General features: G+C 60.9%; 14 protein-coding genes and 1 pseudogene. 5 read left to right on the forward strand and 10 right to left on the reverse strand.

The annotated features are described in order from the left end of the window. Nucleotides 1–528 precede the first annotated feature (528 nt). The 7 genes from F759_RS0126360 to F759_RS0126395 form a co-directional block, all read right to left on the reverse strand. Nucleotides 529–2,397 (reverse strand): serine hydrolase domain-containing protein, encoded by a 1,869-nt coding sequence (locus F759_RS0126360; protein WP_027802492.1) that lies wholly within the window; start codon nt 2,395–2,397, stop codon nt 529–531. A gap of 660 nt (nt 2,398–3,057) precedes the next feature. Further along, nucleotides 3,058–3,513, reverse strand: a complete 456-nt coding sequence (locus F759_RS0126370) for a DUF3788 domain-containing protein (protein ID WP_027802493.1) — start codon at nt 3,511–3,513, stop codon at nt 3,058–3,060. Between the two features lie 169 nt (nt 3,514–3,682). Continuing rightward, nucleotides 3,683–4,189 carry a YkgB family protein gene (locus F759_RS0126375; protein ID WP_027802494.1) on the reverse strand — a complete coding sequence of 169 codons (507 nt, stop codon included), beginning with the start codon at nt 4,187–4,189 and terminating at the stop codon, nt 3,683–3,685. Nucleotides 4,190–4,582: 393 nt separating this feature from the next. Then, the gene (locus F759_RS0126380; protein ID WP_027802495.1) at nt 4,583–5,053 is read right to left on the reverse strand and encodes a pyridoxamine 5'-phosphate oxidase family protein; all 471 of its coding nucleotides are present in this window, start codon (nt 5,051–5,053) and stop codon (nt 4,583–4,585) included. 309 nt (nt 5,054–5,362) lie between these two features. Further along, entirely contained in the window at nt 5,363–6,280 is a 918-nt protein-coding gene (locus tag F759_RS0126385) for an NADP-dependent oxidoreductase (protein ID WP_027802496.1), read from the reverse strand. Between the two features lie 65 nt (nt 6,281–6,345). Continuing rightward, the gene (locus F759_RS0126390; protein ID WP_027802497.1) at nt 6,346–6,891 is read right to left on the reverse strand and encodes a carboxymuconolactone decarboxylase family protein; all 546 of its coding nucleotides are present in this window, start codon (nt 6,889–6,891) and stop codon (nt 6,346–6,348) included. 188 nt (nt 6,892–7,079) lie between these two features. After that, nucleotides 7,080–7,697: a nitroreductase family protein gene (locus F759_RS0126395; protein WP_027802498.1), complete on the reverse strand. Its 618-nt coding sequence runs from the start codon at nt 7,695–7,697 to the stop codon at nt 7,080–7,082. Nucleotides 7,698–7,945: 248 nt separating this feature from the next. Between F759_RS0126395 and pdxR the strand changes: the two genes are divergently transcribed. After that, nucleotides 7,946–9,358, forward strand: coding sequence for a MocR-like pyridoxine biosynthesis transcription factor PdxR (pdxR, locus tag F759_RS0126400; protein ID WP_027802499.1), 1,413 nt, complete (start codon nt 7,946–7,948; stop codon nt 9,356–9,358). 115 nt (nt 9,359–9,473) lie between these two features. Here the strand turns inward: pdxR and F759_RS38655 are convergent, their stop codons facing one another. The 3 genes from F759_RS38655 to F759_RS0126415 form a co-directional block, all read right to left on the reverse strand. Beyond that, a complete protein-coding gene (locus F759_RS38655; RefSeq protein WP_051377471.1) occupies nt 9,474–11,201 on the reverse strand; it encodes a putative bifunctional diguanylate cyclase/phosphodiesterase in 1,728 nt (575 codons plus the stop codon). A 68-nt stretch (nt 11,202–11,269) separates the two neighbouring features. After that, nucleotides 11,270–11,770, reverse strand: coding sequence for a GAF domain-containing protein (locus F759_RS0126410; RefSeq protein ID WP_027802500.1), 501 nt, complete (start codon nt 11,768–11,770; stop codon nt 11,270–11,272). An 87-nt stretch (nt 11,771–11,857) separates the two neighbouring features. Then, nucleotides 11,858–12,283 (reverse strand): TOBE domain-containing protein, encoded by a 426-nt coding sequence (locus F759_RS0126415; protein WP_027802501.1) that lies wholly within the window; start codon nt 12,281–12,283, stop codon nt 11,858–11,860. A gap of 127 nt (nt 12,284–12,410) precedes the next feature. On the opposite strand from F759_RS0126415, the gene F759_RS0126420 reads away from it, so the two are divergent. The 4 genes and pseudogenes from F759_RS0126420 to F759_RS38660 form a co-directional block, all read left to right on the forward strand. Beyond that, complete coding sequence (locus tag F759_RS0126420; RefSeq protein ID WP_027802502.1) at nt 12,411–14,087, forward strand: SH3 domain-containing C40 family peptidase; 1,677 nt, start codon at nt 12,411–12,413, stop codon at nt 14,085–14,087. 218 nt (nt 14,088–14,305) lie between these two features. After that, nucleotides 14,306–14,770, forward strand: a complete 465-nt coding sequence (locus F759_RS0126425) for a VOC family protein (RefSeq protein ID WP_027802503.1) — start codon at nt 14,306–14,308, stop codon at nt 14,768–14,770. A gap of 36 nt (nt 14,771–14,806) precedes the next feature. After that, on the forward strand, nt 14,807–15,280 hold the full coding sequence (locus F759_RS0126430) for a VOC family protein (protein WP_027802504.1): 474 nt from the start codon (nt 14,807–14,809) through the stop codon (nt 15,278–15,280). A 399-nt stretch (nt 15,281–15,679) separates the two neighbouring features. Continuing rightward, nucleotides 15,680–15,902: pseudogene (locus tag F759_RS38660) on the forward strand (IS256 family transposase); the annotation flags it as partial.

Genomic DNA, 15,902 nt, shown 5'->3' on the forward strand with positions numbered 1-15,902 from the left:
CGCCGTCGATACCTGCCACTATCCGGTTTCCTTGCCGGCGGCCTCTCGTAGTCGAAATGCTTGCAAAGCCGATTTCGTTGCCGAATGGACGTGCGGCCCGGGAGAGTTCCATCAAGCAGCGGTCAGATCTGCCTCGAATGATAACGGGGGAATTCTAGTGCTGACTTGCGTTCCGTCCACCGGTGCAGGCAAATAACCGATTCGACAGCGGCAGGCGTCTGATCCGCGCTTCATCGGCACGACGTGCGCCATGTTTCTTCCTGTTTCGCGCGAGCGCCTAGCGTTGCGCGAGGGGAGCGAGTCGCTTCATGAACCGACTACTTTCTCGAAGCACGACTCGTCGTACTATAGCAGCCACGTGCCCGGACGGCTCGATGTCATGGACGCGCAAGTGATTACGTGCATGTTCTGTGAGGCATACCGGAAACGGCGAGCCAATGTGCGATCGCCTAATCCGTCGTGAGTGCAGTGAGCGAGCGGTATGCCAACGTCGCAAATCGCGACACCCGTCGGCTTTGCCCCCAATCGTCAGATCCGCGCGTAGATAGAACTGCCAATCGTGAGCGTCGTCGCACTGATCGACGCAAAACGGATCTCGTAGAGGTCGCGTCCAAAATTGCCCGGCACTTTGATCGACATGCCGCCGAGCGTATCGCTCACCGGCACCAACAGTTGGTAGCGAATATCTTCGTTGCCGTACAGCACGTAGCCCGGAAGTTCAGCGAGCGTTGCGAAAAACGCCGGCGGATTGCCAAGAACAACAATCGGAACGGCGCTCGGGGAGTCGTTGGTCAAGGTCCATTGCGTGCCGAGGCGCTGCTGCCACGCGCTGTCGAGCGCAGCCCGCGGTGCGAGTTGCTGACCGACCGGCAGCGTCAGATACGCGTAGCCCGCGCCCGGCACGACCCGCTTCATCAGATAGCGATAGTCGAACGCATTTCCTTCGCTGTCGTTGCCAGACACGACTGTGAAGCGATACGACGCCGTATCTGTATCGCTCCACCACCAGCCGTCGCTGCGGTGCTGGTACTCACCGATCTGCGCCCAGCCTCGCGTATTGGCGTCCCACTGGTTGATCTGCAGACTACCGTCCGCATTGGCGAGCACCTGATACGGCGAATCGGAATTGCCGTAGATGCCCGCGCCGCTCGCAATGCCCGGCCCCGATACGACCGGCGGCGCCGTGGTACCGAGCTTCGCCGGCAGAGACGAAATCGTGCCGTCTTCCTTCAACGCCGACAGCACCAACGTTTCCGCAATCGCGCGAGCGTTGTATCCCGCATTGCCGGTCACGAGCAGCGCGAACTGCGAGTCGGGCACAACGAAAAATTCGGTCGCATAGAACGCAGTGCCTCCGTCCTTTTCCCAGCCGAGCACGCCTGCGGCGTTCAGCGCCGGCTGTACGACGCTGTCCCAGCCGAGACCCCAGCGCCATTCCGGCGACGGGTTAATCGTCAGGCTTTTCGTCTGATCCGTGCCCATCTGCGCGATGCCCGCCGCGGACACGATGCGCCGTCCCTGGAACACGCCGCCGCCGTAGATCATCTGCGCGAGATTCATCATGTCGACGGGCGTCGAACTCAGTCCGCCGGTCGCATACGCATTGACGAATTCCTGATGCTGCGTGCCGTTCACGTACGGCAGCGAGAACGATCCGCTGGAAGGCACACTCGTCAGATAGCTGGAGTGCGTCATCTTCAGCGGCGCGAGAATCTCTGACTGGACGAAGTCCGCAAAGCTCTGCCCCGTCATGGCAAGCACGATCTGTTCGACCATCGTGAAGCCGTCGTTGCAATAGACGGCCAGTTCACCGGGCAGATGCTTCAGGTGCGAGTTGGCGAGTTCGGCCTGGGTGTCGGCGGCGTAGCCGGCAACCGGCTCGAACGTAAAGAGATCGCGCCCATTCGTGCCGGGCAGACCGGATGCATGCGACAGCAGATGACGCGTGGTGATCTGCGCGTATTCCGGCGACAGCATCGTGAAGGTCGGTAGATATTTGACGATCGGCGTGTCGAGCGTGATCAGCCCACGATCAACGAGGATCGCCGCCGCCAGCGCCGGGAACAACTTACTGACCGATCCGATGTTAAAGCGCGTCTGCGGCGTCGCCTTGATCTGCCCCGGCACCGAAGCCACTCCGAACGCCTGCTGCCAGACCACCGTATTGCCCTTAACCATCGCGACCGATATCGCCGCGATGGGATTCGACGGATCGCTGATCGCCTGCTGGATCATCTGCTGACCAAGCGCAATGGTCTGCTGATAAGGCACCGAATGGATGTCGTCGTTGCCGCAACCGGGCAGCGCCGCCGCGAGCACCCCGGCGCCGGTGTAACCGAGAAACTGCCGCCGGCCTGCGCTGAAAGGACCCTTCTGATTGCGGTTACACCTGGCCACGGCATTCCCCTTTGTTCAAGTTTCCCGGACGTGCAAGAAGCACTTTTCTTCAAGCACGGCGCCGCCAACGCGGCAAAGGCGGCAAAGGCGGCAAAGGCAATCTTCGCAATTCGGTGCAGTGGCACGGCGTTCCTGAATGCGCCACCCTGCGCCAAATCATAGCTGTGCGATGCGCGCGCGGGTAGTGACGTGTCGAGATGCCATGAAACTTTGGCTCCAGAGTGCGCACAACGAGTCCCCGGCACCTGCTCGGTTCAGCCGGCCAGTTCGTGCACGATATCCACATATGGTTCCAGCCAGTTCGCGAATCCCGAGGGTGGCGTAATCGAGGTTCGGGAAACGGGCCAATACTTCCGTTCCAGCGGGTTCGTCAGCCACACATTTAAGCTTGGCATGGGCCAACCGCTGCAGAACTCCACCGTGACGTCCCTAGGGAAAGTTCGGCATCGCGTATCTCGCGATGAGGGTCCGTCAGAAGAGACAAGCTAACAGGAACATCATAGTCGCCTTACCGCGCGCGATGATCGTCCAGCGGAAAATGCGGCGACCGGCACAAGACTAACGAAGTTCGCCGCAGACGCATCGCACCGTTAGTTCACCGCAACGGTCCGTGTTATCGAGCCCGAGAGTGTGTCGCGAGTTTCGAGACTTCCGTGACATTCAACCGCTTGAAAGCGTGGGGCGCTTCATACTCATAAGCTCTGTCACTTCATGCCGGTCACCCGCGGATGAGATCGGAACAGTCAACCATTTCCCGTCAGGGTACGCTCTGGCTTCATCGTAGAGCTTGACCAGCTGTGGGCTCCAGAAATAACGCCGCGCCTCAAACTTCTCTCGCTCAGCTCGACCCAGGACCACCAGAACCGAAAACAGCTTGTATGCCGGCAGGAAGGTGCAGAGCGCCTTGGTCTTCTTGTAGCGAAGGGACCAGCCGCGTTTCTTGCCACCATAGAGCCAATCTGGTGCGAAGACACCGGTGTAGGATGCCTCGATCCATCTCTGCAGCTCGGTCCAATGCCCAAACGCCTCCCGCCCCATCCAGCCGCGGATAGTACGCTCATCGGGCGGTGAAGATTTGTCGGTGATCCTGTCGCCGATCTCGGGGGACTGTTTCACGTTGCTTTCCTCTTCCTCTTCATGGGTGAATGTTCCTGGTGGTGCCGGTCTTTTCATTTTCCGAAGATCTTTCATGAACCTGTCGCAGGAGATTTAAATGCTTGCAAGACATTCTCGTATCTTCTCCAGGCCGAACAAGCCAGTCCGGATATCCGGCCTTCTGTTCAGGTCAGGACTTTTGAGCATTAGCCCACCGGCCTTGTACCGATGCCAATAGAAGCGAAAGCGATGCAGCCAGCAAAACGACGTCCTTAAGCAGAAACTGACCAGGTAGCGCTGAAATGGCCGGAAATCCACCCGCCGTCGCTTCTGCTACTCCAGGGGTGCTCAGGAAGAAGGTCAGCGTGATCAAATAGGTCGCAGCCGACATCGCCGCTCCCAATGCGGAGAAAAAGGGCCGGAAGGCTCCGACGATCAGCGCTGCCGCAGTCGACAGCTCAAGTACGCCTATAACGTCACTTGCCCCTTGAACTCCGAATAAGGCATGCAACCAGCTCATGATGGGGCTGTTGACGATAAACGGAGCGATGCCGTTGGCTTCATAAGCGGTGAATTTCATTGCGCCGAACCACAGAAAGACGACGACAAGCGCCCACCTAAGCAGGGCCAGTCCAGAGAGCGATTCAACGCTCTTTTCAGCGATTTGAAGACGAAACTGATTTGCGCGAATGTTCATTTTGGGTTTCCAGGTTCAGGTTGTTCGTTGAGTCATTAGGAGCCTCCACTTTAGGCTTACCCTATTCCCGTTTCGAGACTACATTTGCTCAATAAAATATCGAAAAGGATCAAAGCGACGAGACGATCTATTGCTGCGGCCGCGTTGCCGGACGGCACGATACGAGCCGTTTCGTCGAGACGGTGGTTCAGATACTTGTGGGTATTAGACGAGCGCGTCGGGGATTCGCCGGACGCCGGTTCGCCGGCTGAAAAGAGCCGCCGTTCTGGCGGACGAGCCGTCCTTTTTCGCGTGATGAGACCAACCGATTCCAGAAGTCCGACGCTGCATCGACAGCTCGAGGCGACGTGAAGAGAATTGCCCTCATGAGCCCCTCGCACGCGTACCTCGTGCTTATTCCTCGATGTGTTTCACACCGTACTTTCTATAGTACGTTTTCCTGATCTCGTCCTGACTTCGAGGCGGGTCGGCAAAGACATGCGCGGGCGACAGCAATGGGGTAATCAAAGTAATTTCGATCTTTGCGACGTGATCGACAGGATATTCGAGGCCGTTCGTCGCCCGAACCCAGTCCGCGATCATCAAATACTCACTATTGCCTGGTGGCAGTACCAACGCACGGCCCTTGAATCGATAACCGCGCCTTTGAAAGATGTCGACTACGTTGATCTCGACTGCCGGGTTGCGCCTCAAGTTCCGTATTGTTCGGGGCGACGCGATATCGGCGAAGTAGAGAACACCGTTCCTGACCGTCAAGGACGCCTTCGGCGAAAGACTGGGCGTGCCGTCCTCGTTGACTGTCGCGACGAACGACAGTATCGCCTCCTTGATGATCGCCTCCACGTCGGTATTGATTTCAATCATGGATATCCTCGCTTTAAAAGAATTTGAACGGCTCCATGCATCGCTCGCCCGATCTCATCGAATGTTTAGCCGGCGACGACGATGTTCGGATCTTCACGGACTTCTCCTTCTCAAGTGTCGGCTAATCTTTGCTTTTCCCTGTTTCATGCCGACCTTGCTTCAGGCCGCCGTCACTTCCAGCCCGCGCTGCACCGCCGGCCTCGACTCGACGTGTCTCTTCCGCCTGGATCAATGTCGGGACCATCGCCGCCAGGCGAACGGACAATCATGATCCACGGGTAGCGCGAACTGTTAGCACTCCCGGTTTTCTCACGGACGAACGCGGATAATCGTCTTCCCGCTGATCCGCCTGGTCCCGTTGAAGGTGGCCACGGCGTCGTCGAGGGTCGAGACGTTGCCGACGTTCGTGCGCAGTCGTCCGTCCCGCACCCGCTGGACGATCTCACTCAGCTGCGCGCGATCGGACTCGACAACGAAGTCAACCGCCAGGCCGTCGGCAGGTCGCGCCTCCGTCGGCCCGGCGATAGCCACCAGCGTTTCCCCGGCTCGAATCAGACCTGCAGAACGCTTCGCGATGTCGCCGCCGAAGACATCGAAAACCAGATCGACGCCGCCGACGTCTTCCAATGCGTCGTTCTCGAGATCGACGAACTCCTGCACGCCGAAGTCGAGCGCCGTCTGACGGTGGGCCGCGCGCCCGGTGCCGATAACGTAGGCGCCGTATTCACGTGCGAGCTGGGTCACCATCGACCCGACTACGCGCGCCGCGCCATGCACGAGGACGCTCTGCCCCGCCCGAAGGCGGCCGTGTTCGAACAGTCCCTGCCACGCAGTCAGACCCGGCATCGGCAGGCTCGCGCCCACCGTGAAGTCGACGTCACCCGGCAGCGGCGCGAGGTTGCGTGCCTCGACGGCCACATGCTCGGCCAGGGTGCCGTCGCGATACCAGTCCGTGAGGCCGAACACCCGCTGCCCTACTGACAGCCCTGTCGTGCCGTAGCCGAGCGCGGTGACCACTCCGGCCAACTCGTGCCCAGGGATCGACGGTGTCCGGCCACGTCCTTGACGATCGGTCCAGGTCGAGGGCCACGTCAACTCATTCCAGGTGAACCCTGAGGCATGGACCTGAACGACGACGTCGTTTATCCCCGCCTCCGGCCGTGGCCGCTCTGTCAGCTGCATCCCTGCAGTTCCTGCGGCCTCGTTCGTCACAATGATCGCCTTCATCGTCCATCTCCTCGTGAGTGGTACACCGTCCTTTCGGGATCCCTTCGCAAACCGGCGAATCGATTTCAGATCGAGCCGGCCGGCGCAACAGCGGGAAAGTCTTTCTCCGGATCGAACACGTTATTGAAAAAGTTCGTCAGCGAGTACATGGCCACCAGCGCGACGATCTCCATCACGTTTGCATCGGTGTAACCCGCATCGCGGACAGCTTTCAGATCGGCGTCAGTGACCTGTCCTCGGGTTTCGACGACTTTGCGCGCAAACTGGACGGCAGCATCCCGCTTCGGGTCGGTAGCATGGCCCTTCCGCGCGAGAATGATTTCGTCAGCCGGCAGCCTCGCCATGTGCTCGGCCGTAAAGCTGTGAACCGTCAGGCAGTAGTTGCACCCGTTCACTTCAGAGACAGCGAGGCCGATGCTGTCACGCGTCTTCACGTCGAGTGCCTTGCTCAAGGAGCCGAGCAGGGTCGCCCATGAGTTGAACGCGATCGGGCTCTGCGCGAAAGCCGCCATCATATTCGGGGTGAACCCGATATTTTTGGTAAATGCATCGAGTGTCGGCTTCGAATCGGTCGGCACCTGATCCTGCTTTAAGATAGTAGTCCTTGTCATCATAGTCTCTCTAAAGTCACTGGTTTCACTGGTTGAGGAAAGTTCGTGTTTGAACCATTCCCTTGGCTTACTTCGTGCCTGGCCCCGGGTCCTAGCAGGTCAGGCCTTCAAATGGGAGCTACCTTACGCTTGCCTCCCGTTTTCGCGGCCCCTCGATCGTTCCATGCGATCACCGCCCGACGACGCACCTATACGAGCGCCAGCACATCGCCCAGGGGACGGCGCGGTTTCTGCGCCCAGTTGCCCGGACGCTCCGCTCCTATGGACAACAGCATGACCGGCACCTCATCCTCGGCCAGTCCGAACTCGCGGTGCACCGCATCGGCATCGAAACCGATCATCGGCGTCGAACCCAGGCCTAGTGAGCGGGCCGCATAGATCATCGCCGACGCGCCGAACGTGGCCGTGCGTACAGCCTCGTCGCGCCGGCGCTGCGGGTACGCCATGTACAGATTGCGTGCGGGGTTTTCCCACTCCGGCACCATCGCCGCCGGCATCACGCCCGCTTCCACCAGCGGAGCCAGGCGCTCCGGGATGACGCTGGTATCAACCAGCTGGCCGCAGACGATGAAGGTTACGGCCGCATCGGTGATCGCCGGCTGGTTCCAGGCAATGGGACTCAGCCGGGCCTTCGCTTCGGGCGTGCGTACCGCGATGAAGCGCCAGTTCTGCAAGTGGAATGATGTCGGCGCAGTGGTGCCAATGCGTACGAGCTCGCGGATCTGGTCGTCGCTCAAGCTCGCCGAAGGATCGTAGTACTTCGCGGCGCTGCGGCTCACAATACATTCGATGACTGCATTGGTCATGGTGAATCCTATGGATGAAGGGATACGTCGAGGAGTACGCTTCACGATTTCGGGCCGCTCGTGCCGCAGCACGAGCGCACGCGAAGATCGCAACTGTCGCGCAAAACGCAGGCAGAATCGGGCGAAGGATCATGCCAGCTATCTCTCTTTTGGCCTTACGTTCGGAGCAGTGATCGTGCAATTATTCTGTACTATCGATGGTGCGAATAAAAGAACCAAGATCACCCATTTTTGTGTGTACTAAGAACATGGATTCAGACTTGCAGATTCAGCTCGACCGGACAGCGAAGCTGTCCCTGGCCGAACAGATTCATGAGAGCATCAGTAGGGGTATAGAGTCAGGTCTGCTCGCACCTGGCACCCGGCTGCCCTCGTGGCAGGACCTGGCCGCGCAGCTCGGCGTGGCGCGCGGAACAGTTCAGGCAGCATATGAACGGTTGTCCGACGCGCAGATGATCGAAACATTCCGTGCAGGGGGCACGCGCGTAGCCCCGCGGCTTCGCATGGCGGCGACTCAACCCAAAGCGCCGCGGCTCGGAGCGTTTATGAGGGCCTATGAGGAGATGAACGCTGGGCCGGCGATCTTTCAGCTCGGCATTCCGGCGTTTGAAGGGCTACCGGAGAAGCTTTTTTCGCGGGCGCGCTCATCCAATCTACTGAAAACCGGATGTCTATCGTCCCTGCTCTATCCCGATCCCAGAGGAGAGTTCGAACTGCGCAGGGAGATCGCGGGCAATCTCTCCATCGCTAGGAACTTCCACTGTCATCCTGAGCAGGTGTTTATCACGTCGGGATACAGCGGCGGCTTAGGCCTGGCACTGCGGGTGTTAGGTTTGGATGGTAAGAAAGTCTGGATGGAAGAGCCCGGTTTCATGGTCACCCGGAAAGGGCTGGAACTCGCTCGCCTGAATATCGTGCCGATACCGGTGGATGCAGACGGTCTCAACGTAGACTATGGCATCGAAAAAGCCGGCGACGCAGCGTTAGCCGTCTTGACGCCCGGTCAACAGGCGCCCTTGGGCTCGACCCTGTCGTTGAGGCGACGTCTTCAGCTGCTTGAGTGGGCGGCCTCGAGCGATGCCTGGATCATTGAAGATGACTACCTCGGCGAGCTACAGTTGCAAGGCAGGCCCGCACCCGCCATGGCGTCTCTGGGCGAGGGCAAGCGGGTCATTCATATCGGTTCCTTCAGCAAGACTGTTACCCCGGCTCTGCGGCTCGGATTCGTCGTGGCGCCTACCGAACTGGTCAACGCATTCGCGGAGGTCGCCGCAACGCTTGCTCCCGCGCCGTCACCAGTAATTCAACTCGCCACGGCTCAATTCATGCGTGACGGCCACTACATCCGACGCGTGCGTCGGCTTAAGCGTCAATATTCCGCCCAGCGTGACGCACTATGCGAGCAGTTGCGAATGCGCGACGCGGAGTGGGTCAATGCCGGCCTGGCAGTACTTCTCCGGCTCCCGGACGGCGCACCCGACGTGCGGATCGTTCGCGAAGCGATGACCGTTGGCATGGCGCCATCGCCTTTGTCCGTATGGTTCGCGACTCCGTCGTGGACTTTACCCGGCCTTTTGCTCGGCGTTGCCACAGCGCCTGAGCATCACCTCGCCGCATCGTGTCAGCGACTCTTCGAGATCATTGACCGATACCGCTCATGAGACATCCCGGGCGCCGCCTGAGGTTTGATGAGCATGGCGAATTGCGCCTGCCGAGCGGCGAAGTAACGCGATCGGCACGTGAGCCTGACCTTCCGATCAGCAACACGACGGCCGCCTATTCGCGCGCGGCAAGCATCCCTTCGATACCATGCGGGCCCAACAGGCCCAACAAGTTCCTCAATCCCGACGCCGTCACCGGCCGCGAGAACCAGAACCCTTGCGCCTCGTCGCAGCCAAGGGCCTGTAGTTGCGCGGCCTGCTCCGGTGTTTCGACGCCCTCCGCCGTGACGCGCAGCTTCAGTGCGTGCGCCATCGCAACGATTGCGCCGACCAGCGCGAGGCATTGCGGATCGCTGCCCATTCGCGTGACGAACGAGCGGTCGATCTTCAAGCGGTTCAACGGGAACCGCGTCAGATACGCGAGACTTGAATAGCCGGTGCCGAAGTCGTCGACGGCAACTTCCACACCCAGTTTGCGCAGCGCATGCAGCGTTTGCAACGCCTGCTCGGTGTCGCCCAGCAGCACGCCCTCGGTGATTTCCACTTCGAGGTAAGACGGATCGAGCGCGGCGCTGGCGAGCGCCTCGCGAATCGTCTCGAAGAGGTCCGGCCGGTGAAACTGCTGCGGCGACACATTGACCGCGACGCGCGGGAGGTTTCCGGTCAACCGCAGCAGTTTGCCGGCGTCGCGGCACGCGGTGCGGATGACCCATTCGCCGATCTGCTCGATCAACCCCGACTCTTCGGCGACCGGCACGAATTCCGCAGGACTGATCATGCCGCGCTGCGGATGATTCCAGCGCAACAGCGCTTCCACTTGCGCGATGCGGCCAGTGGCGAGCGTCACTTGCGGCTGATACACGAGATGCAATTGCTGGCGCTCCAACGCTTCGCGCAACATCGTCTCGATCTGGAACCGGCGCGCGGCCTGCCCTTCGAACGCGGTCGAAAAACGCCGGACCGCATTGCCGTTGACCGCCGTTGCCGCCGACAGCGCCACACCCGCACGGCGCATCAACGTGGGTGCATCGCCGCCGTCGTCCGGATACGCGACGATGCCGATGCTCGCCGTGATGTTAAGCGCCGTACCGCCATAGTCGATCGGCTCGGCAATACGGTCGAGCGCCTCGGCGGCGAACGAATCGGCGGCGGAGCCGGCCTCGTTGATCAGCAATGCGAACTGCGTGCCGCCGATCGATGCAATCGTGCCGTCGTTCGGAAAGAGGCCACGCAACCGCTCGCCGACAATCTGCAACACGAGCTCGGCCGCATGCAAACCGAGCGCGTCGCGAAGTTTGCGTAAGTGGTCGAGCTCAGCGATCAGCACGGTGAAGCCGCTGCCGTTGCGTTGACAGCGCGTGATCGCCAGTTCCAGGCGCTCGATGAAAAGCGTTTGATTGGGCAGGCGCGTCACGCCGTCGTGATGCGAGACATACCAGAGGCGCGCTTCGGATTGCGCATAGCGTGTCATGTCGACGACAACGCCGACGTAACGCGCGTCGCCGGCATGACAGCCCGCTTCAACGGACAGCGGCGAGAGCGCCAGCACTACGCGAACCGGCGTGCCGCTGCGTCGCAGATAAGTCCATTCGCCCTCGTAGCGCGCGCCGATCGCCGTCAATATCGGCAATTCGGCGCGGCGTCTCGCGAGCTCGGCCGGATCGTGCAGCGATTCAAAGCCGTACCGGCCGACGAGTTCATCGGCCGTGAACCCCGTCAGCTTTTCGAGTGCCGCGTTGACGGACTCGAACACGCCTTGCGCGTTGCAAACGAACATACCGAAGGGCGCCGCTGCGAGAGCGGCGTCGCGCGCATGCACTGTGAGATGAACCTGGTCTTGCATCGCGCCGGCCTTGTGTTTTTCTGACGATGACGATGACGAATGACGGTGGCGGAAACCGTGTGTCGTGATTACGGCGCGCGCGGTAGCGCTGCTTCGATGAACACCGCGCACAGCGCCTGCATGCCCTTCGCGTCTTCTTCGTCGAAGCGCGCGATAAGCGGACTATCGACATCCCACACGCCGATCAGCGTGCCGTCCGGCGCGACGAGCGGCACGACGATCTCCGATTGCGACGCGGAATCACACGCTATATGGCCGGGAAACTCATGGACGTCACGCACAACCTGCGTCTCACGCGTTTGCGCGGCGGTGCCACAAACGCCTTTGCCGAGTGGAATGCGCACGCACGCGGGTTTGCCCTGGAAAGGGCCGACCACGAGTTCGCGGCCGTCGTGAAAGTAAAACCCGGCCCAGTTCAGATCGCTCAGCGAATGAAATACGAACGACGAAAAATTCGCGGCGTTCGCGATCCACTCGGTTTCGCCGGCGAGAAGCGCGCGCGCCTGCGCGACGAGTTCTTCGTATTGCCCGGCCTTGGGCAAATGCGAGGCGGGAGAGACTTCGAACATGACGGGTCCGTGATGAATGCGGAAAGTGAGGCAACAAAGCGGTCCAGTGTAAAGCAAGCGGCTCGCCAATTCACTGGAATGCGGCCACTACGACTCGACACCGACGATCACGCTCGATGCCTTGAAGATCGCCGTCGCCGGTTTGCCCGCCGCGAGGGCGAGGCGCTCGGCACTCTCGTTAGTCACGATCGCGGCGATCTGCTCGCCGCCCGCGCCGATGATCACTTCCGAATTCACCGCGCCTTTGGTCACCGCCGTGACCGTCCCCGCGATGCAGTTGCGCGCCGACACCTGATGCTTCGCTACGTCGACCATCACGATGACCGACGACGCCTTCACCAGCGCGAAGGCTTTCTTGCCCGCGGCGAGCCCAAGCGCGCTCGCGCTGCCGTGCGTGATGACCGCGACGATTTCAAGGCCGTGCGCCGTGCGCAGCGTGACTTCGTCGTTCACGGCGCCATGCGTGACTGTTAGCACTTCGCCGGCAAACTGATTGCGTGCGCTGGTTTGCATGTCGTGCTCCTCTGGTTTAACGCACGAGGCGTTGGAGGCCCTGGATGCGTTCGTTTGCGGATCGATCAAGTGTAATGGAACGCGCGACGCCGTATCATCGTGCCCTTGGACTCTCTTTGCCGAACTCATGCCTGTAGCCGTCCCTTTCCGCATCGCTCGCCTGTGGCCGAATGTCTCGCGCGCTGTCGTACTTTCCGTGGCACTCGTGACGCTCGCGTCCATCGCCGCGTGTAGCAATCCGTCGCAGACACGCGACGCGCACGTTGCCGTCGATACGATCACGCTGTTTCCGCTCGGCGCTTATGACCAGAACGTCGATCACTGGCTGGAGCCGGACAGCACCGGCTACGACCACGCGTTCCTGAGCCCCGCCGACCAGCAGGCGCATTTCCGGGCGTTATATGCGCGTTACTTCGGCACCGGCACGAGCTCGCCGTCGCCGTGGAATTCCGCGTATGTGGCGATGCGGGTGTATCGCCAGGAGGGAGCGGATATTGCCGCGTTGCAACAGCGCCGCATCGCCAGGTTCGACAACACCGGCAAGAGCGGCGCGGCCATCGGTTATGGCGAGAATTTCCGTCCGCATGACAAGGCGTGGATCGACGCCATCGCGCGGAACATGAATGTCGCGCAATTCACCGAGGCGCCGGTCTATCAGCCGGCATGGCGCGCAATCGCGACGACCAATCTCATGGTGCGCGAGCTGCCGAGCGCGGACCCGTCGTTCTACGACCATCGTCTGGCCGGCGAAGGCTATCCGTTCGACAACCTGCAAATCTCCGCCGTGCGGCCGGGCACGCCGCTGTATGTGCTGGGCACGAGCGTCGACGGCGCGTGGCGTTACGTGCAGACGCCGGATGTACAGGGGTGGGTGCGCAGCGACGGCGTGGGCATGGCGAGCGAGCGTTTCGTCGATATATGGCGCGCCGCGACGGCGAAATCGCTCGGCGCGGTGGTCGTCGCTTCGGCGCCGGTGCGCGATAACCGTGGCGTGTTTCGCTTCGATGCACCTGCCGGCACGCTGTTGCCATTGGTTGGGTTGGCGTCGGTTAATGCGGTGCGGAGCGGGAAGGTGTATGGGGCGGCGGACGTGGGGGGGCGTGCTGGGGCTGGGGCCAACGAACGTAGCGTAACCGCCGACGCGCCGACCTCGCAAAAAGTCCTCGTGCCGGCACGCGACGCAGAAGGCCAAGCGCTTATCCGCACAGCCGAGCTGAGCGACGCACAAATTGCACCGATGCCGCTCGCCGCCACGCCGCGCCATCTGGCGATGCTGATGAAAGCGCTGATCGGCCGGCCTTATGGCTGGGGCAACAGCGGCCTCTACAACGACTGTTCATCGGAATTGCAAAGCATCTTCGCGGCTTTCGGCGTTTGGTTGCCGCGCCATTCGTCGACGCAGATGAGCGCCGGACGCATGATCGACCTGTCGGCTTCCACGCCCGCGCAACGGCTTGACTATCTGGCGCAGCATGGGGTGCCGCTGCGCACGCTGATTTATATCGGCGGACATGTGATGCTTTACATCGGCAATACGACTCGCAACGGCGTCGCGGTTCCGGTCGTCTACCAGGATGTGTGGGGACTGCGGCCGGCTGACAACAGCCGGCGCGCGGTGATCGGCGGTTCGGTGATCCTGCCTCTCTTCGAGCACATTCCGGAAGATTCCACCCTGCAATCGCTCGCGGCCACGCCGACTTTCGAGATCAGCATACTCGGTGCGCCCGCCGGCGCGGCGGCGCCCTCGCCGGGGTCCGCAGCGGTGCCCGCGGCGCCCGCCGACGAGGACAATCCGGCGGGCTAAGGGTGGGGCTGAAGGTTGAGGGTTGAAGATTGAAGGCCAACAGCCAACAAGAGACTTTCATGCATTACAACGTTGCCCAGTCACGCGCACGTGCGTGCTGAAAAATATTTTTTACGGAGTGTCGATCCCGCGGTGGCGTAACCGTCGTAACGTTGAAAGTCTGGCTCAAACAGTCGGACTTTCAATCCACGAACCTGTTACTTCAAGGAGTCGCCGTCATGACCAGCCCTGCTGCCACACCGATCCCGGACGGGATGCACTCGCTCACGCCGTACCTGATCTGCGCAAACGCGGCGGAAGCCATCGCGTTCTATATGAAAGCCTTCAACGCCGTCGAACAGTTCCGGCTGCCGGGGCCGGGCGGCAAGGTGATGCACGCGTGCCTGAAGATCGGCGATTCGATGCTGATGCTCACCGACGAATGGCCCGAACATCAAACGTTCGGACCCAACCACCTGCAAGGCACGCCGGTGACGATTCACCACTACGTCGAAGATGTCGACGCCAGTTTCCAGCAGGCTGTCGATGCGGGCGCGACCGTCAGAATGCCCGTCACCGACATGTTCTGGGGCGACCGCTACGGCCAGTTGATAGACCCGTTTGGCCATAGCTGGTCGTTGGCCACGCACAAGCGCGATCTCAGCACCGAAGAAATTCAGCAAGCAATGGCCGCCATGAAGTAACGCACGGCGCGCGCTAGAAAAAGAGAGGAGATCGTCATGCAGAAGATAGCGCCGTGCCTGTGGTTCGACGGTAACGCGGAAGAAGCGGCACGTTTTTATACGTCCGTGTTTTCCGGGTCGCGCATTGTCACCACGATGCATTACACGGAGGCCGGCCCCGAACCCGAGGGCGGCGTGCTGGCCATCACGTTCGAGATCGAAGGCCAGGAATTCATGGCGCTCAACGGCGGCCCGCAGTTTCAGTTCACACCGGCGATCTCTCTGTTCGTCCATTGCAGTTCGCAGGAAGAGATCGACACGTATTGGGCGAAACTCACGGACGGCGGCGCACCATGGCAATGCGGCTGGCTGACGGACAGGTTCGGCGTCTCGTGGCAAATCGTGCCCGATGCGCTAGGCACAATGCTGCGCGATCAGGATACCGCCAAGGCGAACCGCGTGATGCAGGCGTTGATGAAGATGGTGAAGCTTGATGTTGAGGGGCTGGAGCGGGCTTATCGGGGGGAGTAGTTTGAGTAGCGGGAGCAGGTTATCTGCGGAATGTGTTCAGTTCAGTAGTCTGTGAGCAAATCGCACTCTGTGATAAACAGCGCCGCTGCACGATGCTTTGCGGGTGGCGTGTGGGGAAATCTCTTCTCCGCGCGCCCCCAAACATCCATTCCCCCACGCCGCCCCAAACGCTGCGTGCGGGGAAACCTTCGGCGTCTACGGAAGGACGGTCGTACGTACTAGACATGTGTGCTGTTTGAGTTTCAAGCTAACGGCTACCCATGACGGCGACTGACAGCGCAAGTGCCTTGTCTGAAACCTGAACAGGTGATCTGTCGATGCTGCGATGCCCGCAGCGTGGGGAGCCTGTCAGATTTTTAGTGTGTCGAGGTCATGAGACGATAACGGAAATAACGTCCAATGACCGAAACAACAGTGACCAGGAAGAGCAAGAACCCGAAGGCGCCGAAGCTGTTCCCCGATGAGCTGATCGATCAACTGCTGGCGCAGGTGCAGAACAGGAACGCCGAGTCGGTTCTCGGGGAATCGGGCCTGGCCGGGCGACTGAAGAAGCAACTGGCTGAGCGCATGTTGGCCGCGGAGCTGACGCATCACCTGGAGAGCGAGGCGGAGCAAGGCAGCG

The organism is Paraburkholderia dilworthii (assembly GCF_000472525.1).
Lineage (GTDB): Bacteria > Pseudomonadota > Gammaproteobacteria > Burkholderiales > Burkholderiaceae > Paraburkholderia > Paraburkholderia dilworthii.